6 protein-coding genes and 1 rRNA gene are annotated in these 6,120 nt (G+C 72.8%); 5 read left to right on the top strand and 2 right to left on the bottom strand.

The features are described from left to right. The 3 genes from rrf to ACFYUS_RS19255 form a co-directional block, all read left to right on the top strand. Positions 1–91, top strand: a 5S ribosomal RNA gene (rrf, locus tag ACFYUS_RS19265); the annotation flags it as partial. A gap of 252 nt (positions 92–343) precedes the next feature. Continuing rightward, positions 344–1,501, top strand: a complete 1,158-nt coding sequence (locus ACFYUS_RS19260) for a hypothetical protein (RefSeq protein WP_388853028.1) — start codon at positions 344–346, stop codon at positions 1,499–1,501. Then, the gene (locus ACFYUS_RS19255; protein WP_388853025.1) at positions 1,438–2,244 is read left to right on the top strand and encodes a hypothetical protein; all 807 of its coding nucleotides are present in this window, start codon (positions 1,438–1,440) and stop codon (positions 2,242–2,244) included. The genes ACFYUS_RS19260 and ACFYUS_RS19255 overlap by 64 nt, the downstream gene beginning before the upstream one ends. A gap of 67 nt (positions 2,245–2,311) precedes the next feature. Here the strand turns inward: ACFYUS_RS19255 and ACFYUS_RS19250 are convergent, their stop codons facing one another. Continuing rightward, entirely contained in the window at positions 2,312–3,607 is a 1,296-nt protein-coding gene (locus ACFYUS_RS19250; RefSeq protein ID WP_388852975.1) for a DUF1015 domain-containing protein, read from the bottom strand. 82 nt (positions 3,608–3,689) lie between these two features. Here ACFYUS_RS19250 and ACFYUS_RS19245 point away from each other — a divergent pair, with 82 nt between their 5' ends. Beyond that, a complete protein-coding gene (locus ACFYUS_RS19245) occupies positions 3,690–4,772 on the top strand; it encodes an HAD hydrolase-like protein (protein WP_388852972.1) in 1,083 nt (360 codons plus the stop codon). Between the two features lie 138 nt (positions 4,773–4,910). Continuing rightward, positions 4,911–5,756, top strand: a complete 846-nt coding sequence (locus ACFYUS_RS19240) for an ABC transporter ATP-binding protein (protein WP_388852969.1) — start codon at positions 4,911–4,913, stop codon at positions 5,754–5,756. Here ACFYUS_RS19240 and ACFYUS_RS19235 read toward each other — a convergent pair. Beyond that, a complete protein-coding gene (locus tag ACFYUS_RS19235) occupies positions 5,745–6,092 on the bottom strand; it encodes an SCP2 sterol-binding domain-containing protein (protein ID WP_388852966.1) in 348 nt (115 codons plus the stop codon). The genes ACFYUS_RS19240 and ACFYUS_RS19235 overlap by 12 nt on opposite strands. Between the last annotated feature and the right edge of the window lie 28 nt (positions 6,093–6,120).

Here is a 6,120-nt window from a genome sequence, read left to right as displayed (position 1 = left end):
GCCCGGTTACATTCCGAACCCGGAAGCTAAGCCTTTCAGCGCCGATGGTACTGCAGGGGGGACCCTGTGGGAGAGTAGGACGCCGCCGAACAATTCTTCAGGACCTCTGGTCCCAGCGTTCACGCTGGGACCAGAGGTCCTTTTGTTTTTTGCTTGACTTTTCCGATGCGCGGCTGAGTGCCGGCTGCGCGAGAATGAACGCAGTACCCGAAGACAGGAGTCACACCGATGTCCACCAACTCTCCCGACGACCGTCCGGAGCGCGAGCCGCGTCGCAGGGACGGTGCCGGTGGCGACCGGGGCGGCTTCCGTGGGCCGCGCCGGGATGACAACCGTGGCGGTGGTGGCTTCCGTCGCGACGATCGTGGCGGCGACAACCGTGGCGGCGACAACCGTGGTGGCGGCTTCCGTCGCGACGACAGCCGTGGTGGCGACAGCCGTGGTGGGTTCCGCCGTGACGACCGTGGCGGTGACAACCGTGGTGGCGGTTTCCGTCGCGATGACAGCCGTGGTGGCGACAACCGTGGCGGTGGCTTCCGCCGTGACGACCGGCGCGACGAGCGTCCCTCGTTCCGTCGGGACGACCGCCCGTCCTACGGCCAGCGTGACGACCGTCGTGACGACAACCGTGGTGGCGGCTTCCGCCGTGACGACCGCGGTGGGGACAACCGTGGCGGCGGTTTCCGTCGCGATGACAGCCGTGGTGGCGACAACCGTGGTGGCGGCTTCCGTCGCGACGACCGTCGTGATGAGCGTCCGTCGTCGTTCCGTCGGGATGACCGTCCCTCGTACGGGCAGCGTGACGACCGTGGTGGCGACAACCGTGGTGGCGGCTTCCGCCGGGACGACCGTCGTGACGAGCGTCCGTCGTCGTTCCGTCGGGATGACCGTCCCTCGTACGGGCAGCGTGACGACCGTGGTGGCGACAACCGTGGTGGCGGCTTCCGCCGCGACGACCGCCGTGACGAGCGTCCCTCGTCGTTCCGTCGGGACGACAGCCGGGGCGGCGACAGCCGTGGCGGTTTCCGTCGCGATGACAGCCGTGGTGGCGACAACCGTGGTGGCGGCTTCCGCCGCGACGACCGGCGCGACGAGCGTCCGTCGTCGTTCCGTCGGGATGACCGTCCCTCGTACGGGCAGCGTGACGACCGTGGCGGCGACAGCCGTGGTGGCGGCTTCCGCCGCGACGACCGTCGCGACGAGCGTCCCTCGTCGTTCCGTCGGGACGACAGCCGTGGTGGGTTCCGCCGCGACGACCGTGGTGGCGACAACCGTGGCGGCGGCTTCCGCCGTGACGACCGGGGCGGCGACCGTGGTGGGTACCGCGGCAGGGACGACCGGGGCGGCGACCGCGGTGGGTACCGCGGCCGCGACGACCGGGGTGGCTACGGGCGTCGGGATGACCGGGACCGTGGTGACCGTGCGCCCATCAAGCGGCTGCCGATCCCGCCGGAGGTCACCGGTGAGGAGATCGACCCGGATGTGCGCCAGGAGCTCATGAGCCTTCCCAAGGGGCTCGCGGAGGACGTCTCGCGCAACCTCGTCATGGTCGCCCAGCTGATCGACGAGGAGCCGGAGAAGGCCTACGGCTACTCCCGGGTGGCCCTGCGGCTCGCCTCCCGTGTCGCGGCCGTCCGCGAGGCCGCCGGCTTCGCCGCGTACGCGACGCAGAAGTACTCCGAGGCGCTGGCCGAGTTCCGGGCCGCGCGCCGGATGAGCGGCGGCGTCGAGCTGTGGCCCGTCATGGCCGACTGCGAGCGCGGCCTCGGCCGGCCCGAGCGGGCCCTCGCCATGGCCGGTGAGCCCGAGGTGCAGAAGCTGGACAAGGCCGGGCAGGTCGAGATGCGGCTCGTCGCCGCCGGTGCCCGCCGGGACATGGGGCAGCTCGACGCGGCCATCGTGACGCTGCAGAGCCCCGAGCTGGCCTCCAGCGCCGTGCACCCGTGGACCGCGCGCCTGCGGTACGCGTACGCCGACGCGCTGCTCGCCGCCGGCCGTGAGCGCGAGGCGCGCGAGTGGTTCGCCAAGGCCCTGGAGGCCGACAAGGACGGCGCCACGGACGCCTCCGACCGGCTCGCCGAGATGGACGGCGTCGAGTTCGTCGACGCCTTCGACGAGTCCGAGGACGAGTCGGACGAGTCGGTGGAGAACGAGTCGGTGGAGTCGGACGTCGTCGACGTCGAGCTCGACATCGACGAGGACGACGAGGACGACGAGGACGAGCGGAACGGCGACAAGGGCTGATCCGGGCGCGTAGATGAGAAGGGCGGCACCCAGTCACTGGGTGCCGCCCTTCTTCGTTTCCGTGCTCTCAGTCCAGAGCCAGGCTTCTCAGGACGAGGCCCGTCGCCGGCTTCGGGCCGAACGAGGTCGACTTGCGGGGCATGGTGACGCCCTGGCGGGCGAGGTCGCGGACGACCTCCTCCCGTACCGGGTGCATGAGGACCGCCGTACCGCCGCGGCGTTCCGCCTGGGCGACCGCCGCCTCCGTGTCGTGGATGTAGGCGATGTCCTCGGGGGTGTCCGGGATGTGCCAGACGTGCTCCAGGAGGGCGGAGTGCAGGACCGTGGCGTCCAGGGTCCGCCAGGCCTGGGGGCGGTCCGTGCGGATCGCGCGGTCGAGGAGGGCGGGGTCCGGGCGGTCCAGGAGGTGGAAGGCGCCGTCGCCGGCGAGGAGGAAGGCGTTGCCCTCGGACGCGGCGGCCTCCAGGGCCTCCAGGGCCACCGGGAGCGGCCGGTCGATGCGGCGCACCCGGAAGTGGTCGTCGAGGGCCGTGAGGGCGTCGGCGACCGGCAGGCGGTTGAGGAGGCGGTGGATGGCGCGGACCCGCAGGGGGTAGCGGGTGGTGTCGATGAGGAGGACCAGGCCGTAGTTCCAGGGGCCGGGCGCGGTGTGCTCCTCGCGGAGGCGCAGGTACGTCGCCCAGCGGTGGTGGCCGTCGGCGATGAGGGCCTGATGGCGGGACAGTTCGCCGGCGATCGCGGCGAGTTCGGCGGGGTCCGTGACCGACCAGAGGCGGTGCTGGAAGCCGTCCTCCGTGGTGGTGGAGAGCAGGGGCTCGCGCCGTACGGTGCGTTCGATGACCGCGTCGGCGCCGCCCTCCTCCCCTCCGACGTAGGTGAGGAGCAGGGGGTCCAGGTTCGCGGCCGTGGTCCGCATCAGGGCGGCGCGGTCCTCGACGACGTGCGGCATGACGTCCTCGTGGGGGAGGACGATGCCCTCGGCCGGGGTGGAGAGCTCCAGGGCGCCGATGATGCCGCGCTGGAGGATGCCGTCGCCGTTCTGCTCGTACACGTAGAGCGCGGGCTCCGGGTCCGGGGCGAGGACGCCGTCCGCGAGCCAGCGGTCGAGGGTGACGGCGGCCTTGCGGTGGCGGGTGCCGGCGGTGATCGCCTGCGGCAGGATCAGCCGGACGATGTTGTGCGGGTCGGCGGACTCCAGATGGAGCAGTCCGTCAGGTCGTACGACGACGTCGTAGGGCGGGGACATCACGGCGGCGAGACTGCCGACCCGCTCGGGGACGTAGCGAAGTCCCCGGAACGGTGCCAGGCGCAGACCTGTCGTGTCGTCGCGGACGTCGGCGGCCGCGTGACCTGAGGTGTTCATCTCGTCATCGTATGTGGGCAGCGGGCATAAGAGATGATCGGGGGAGCGGGGGAATTTCACCCGGCGATCTGAGGAGTGTGCGGTGACGGTGCGGAACGGTCAGGGCGGGCGTGACGGCGGCAGGAAGCGCCCCGGAGGCAGCGCGGTCGCGCTGAGCGAGGCCTACGACACGGCGCTCCTGGACCTGGACGGCGTCGTGTACTTCGCGGGCGGGGCGGCGATCCCGTACGCGGTGGAGGCGCTGGGGGCGGCCCGGGCCGGCGGGATGCACCTGGCGTACGTCACCAACAACGCGCTGCGGACGCCCGACGAGGTGGCGGAGCACCTGACGGAGCTGGGGGTGCCGGCGGAGGCCGGGGACGTGGTCACCTCGGCGCAGGCGGTGGCCCGGCTGATCGCGGACGACGTGCCGGCCGGGTCCCGGGTGCTGGTCGTCGGCGGCGAGGGACTGCGGGTGGCGCTGCGCGAGCGGGGGCTCGTGCCGGTGGACTCGGCGGACGACGACCCGGTGGCGGTGGTGCAGGGGTACGGCGGGCCGGGGATGCCGTGGGCGCGGTTCGCGGAGGCGGCCTACGCGGTGGGGCGCGGGGTGCCCTGGTACGCCTCCAACACGGACCTGACGATCCCCGGGACGCGGGGGATCGGGCCGGGCAACGGGGCGGCGGTGGAGGTCGTGCGGATCGCCACCGGGCACCGCGTGGAGCCGAAGGTCGCGGGGAAGCCGCTGCCGCCGATGCACCGGGAGACGGTGCTGCGGACCGGGGCGGCGCGGCCGCTGGTGGTCGGGGACCGGCTCGACACGGACATCGAGGGCGCGTTCAACGGCGGGGTCGACTCGCTGCTCGTGCTGACCGGGGTGACGGACGTGGCGCAGCTGCTCGCGGCCGTGCCCGAGCACCGGCCCACATATGTGGCGGCCGATCTGCGGGGGCTGCTCACGGGGCAGCCGGAGGTCGTCGAGGACGGGGCCGGGGGCTTCGTGTGCGGGGGGTGGCGGGCCTCCGTGAGCGGCGGTGAGCTGATCCTCGACGGCACGCCGGGCGAGGGGGCCGAGGCGCTGGACGGGGTGCGGGCGCTGTGCGGGGCCTCGTGGTCCGCGAGGGACGCGGCGCCGGGTGCCGGTGTGCCGGACGCGGGGAAGGCGCTGGCGCTGCTCGGGGTGTGAGGGCCCGGTGCTTCCGGGCGGGGGTGTGAGGCTTCGACGCCCCGACGGCGGGCGAAGTTGGGTAGGCTAACCTAACTTCGCGTGGGTCGTGTTCGTCATCGCCGGGCACGGCCACGGACGAGAAGCGGGAGTGCGGGTATGGACGGTCGGCAGCAGCAGCGCCTGAGCGCGGAATCGGTCACCCTGGCGTACGAGCAGCGGGTCGTCGCCCGCGATCTGTCCGTCGCGATCCCCGACCGCTCGTTCACCGTCATCGTCGGGCCCAACGCCTGCGGCAAGTCCACCCTGCTGCGCGCCCTCTCCCGGATGCTGAAGCCCAGCGAGGGCCGCGTCCTGCTCGACGGGCAGTCGATCCACACGATGCCCGCCAAGAAGGTCGCCAGGATCCTCGGGCTGCTGCCCCAGACCTCCGTGGCCCCCGACGGCATCACCGTCGCCGACCTCGTCGCGCGCGGCCGCTACCCGCACCAGGGGCTGCTGCGCCAGTGGTCCCCGGAGGACGAGCGGATCGTCCGGGAGTCGATGGAGTCGACCGGCGTCGCCGAGCTCGCCGGGCGGTACGTGGACGAGCTCTCGGGCGGTCAGCGCCAGCGCGTCTGGATCGCCATGGCGCTCGCCCAGCAGACCCCGCTGCTGCTGCTCGACGAGCCCACCACGTACCTCGACATCCAGCACCAGATCGACGTCCTCGACCTGTGCGCCGAACTGCACGAGACGCAGGGGCGGACGCTCGTCGCCGTCCTCCACGACCTCAACCACGCGGCCCGGTACGCGACCCACCTCATCGCCGTCCGCGACGGCGAGGTCGTCGCCGAGGGACCGCCGTCGGAGGTCGTCACCGCCGAACTCGTCGAGCGGGTCTTCGGGCTGCGCTGCCAGGTCATCGACGACCCGGAGACGGGGACGCCGCTGGTCGTGCCGGCCGGCCGCAGGGCCAGGGTCCCGCGGCCGGTGCCGGTCCAGGAGCCCGCGCTACAGAAGTGACCGCAGGCGCAGGAGGTCGCGGAAGCCGGCCTCCAGCCTGACCCGGCCGGAGGCCCAGGCCTTCGCGAAGTTCAGCCCGCCGTCCACCATCGCCACCAGGTCGTCGCCGGTCATCGCGAGCCGGATCTGCGCCTTCTCCGGCGGCGGGCCCGCGACCGTGTCCCGTACCTCGATCCGGCCGTCCGCGAGACGGCCCGTGAACGTCGTGTCGAGGTCCGTGATGTGGCAGCTCAGGCTGCGGTCGAGCGCGGCCGCACCGCGCACGCCCTCGTCGGCCCGCGCGAGATTGTCCGAAAGTCTGTCGAGTGCGCCGCGGCACTCCGTGATCGTCGCCATCGCCGTCGACGGTACCCCAGGGCTTCGC

Origin of the sequence: Streptomyces sp. NPDC004284, assembly GCF_042874035.1 — a bacterium.
In the GTDB taxonomy this organism is placed as follows: domain Bacteria; phylum Actinomycetota; class Actinomycetes; order Streptomycetales; family Streptomycetaceae; genus Streptomyces.
This window is presented reverse-complemented; position numbering and strand designations above follow the sequence as displayed.

What these genes read in the sequence shown, in the direction of transcription:
- ACFYUS_RS19250 (WP_388852975.1), bottom strand. Translation starts at nt 3,607, where the DNA reads ATGAACACCTCAGGTCACGCGGCCGCCGACGTCCGCGACGACACGACA.
- ACFYUS_RS19240 (WP_388852969.1), top strand. Translation starts at nt 4,911, where the DNA reads ATGGACGGTCGGCAGCAGCAGCGCCTGAGCGCGGAATCGGTCACCCTG.
- ACFYUS_RS19235 (WP_388852966.1), bottom strand. Translation starts at nt 6,092, where the DNA reads ATGGCGACGATCACGGAGTGCCGCGGCGCACTCGACAGACTTTCGGAC.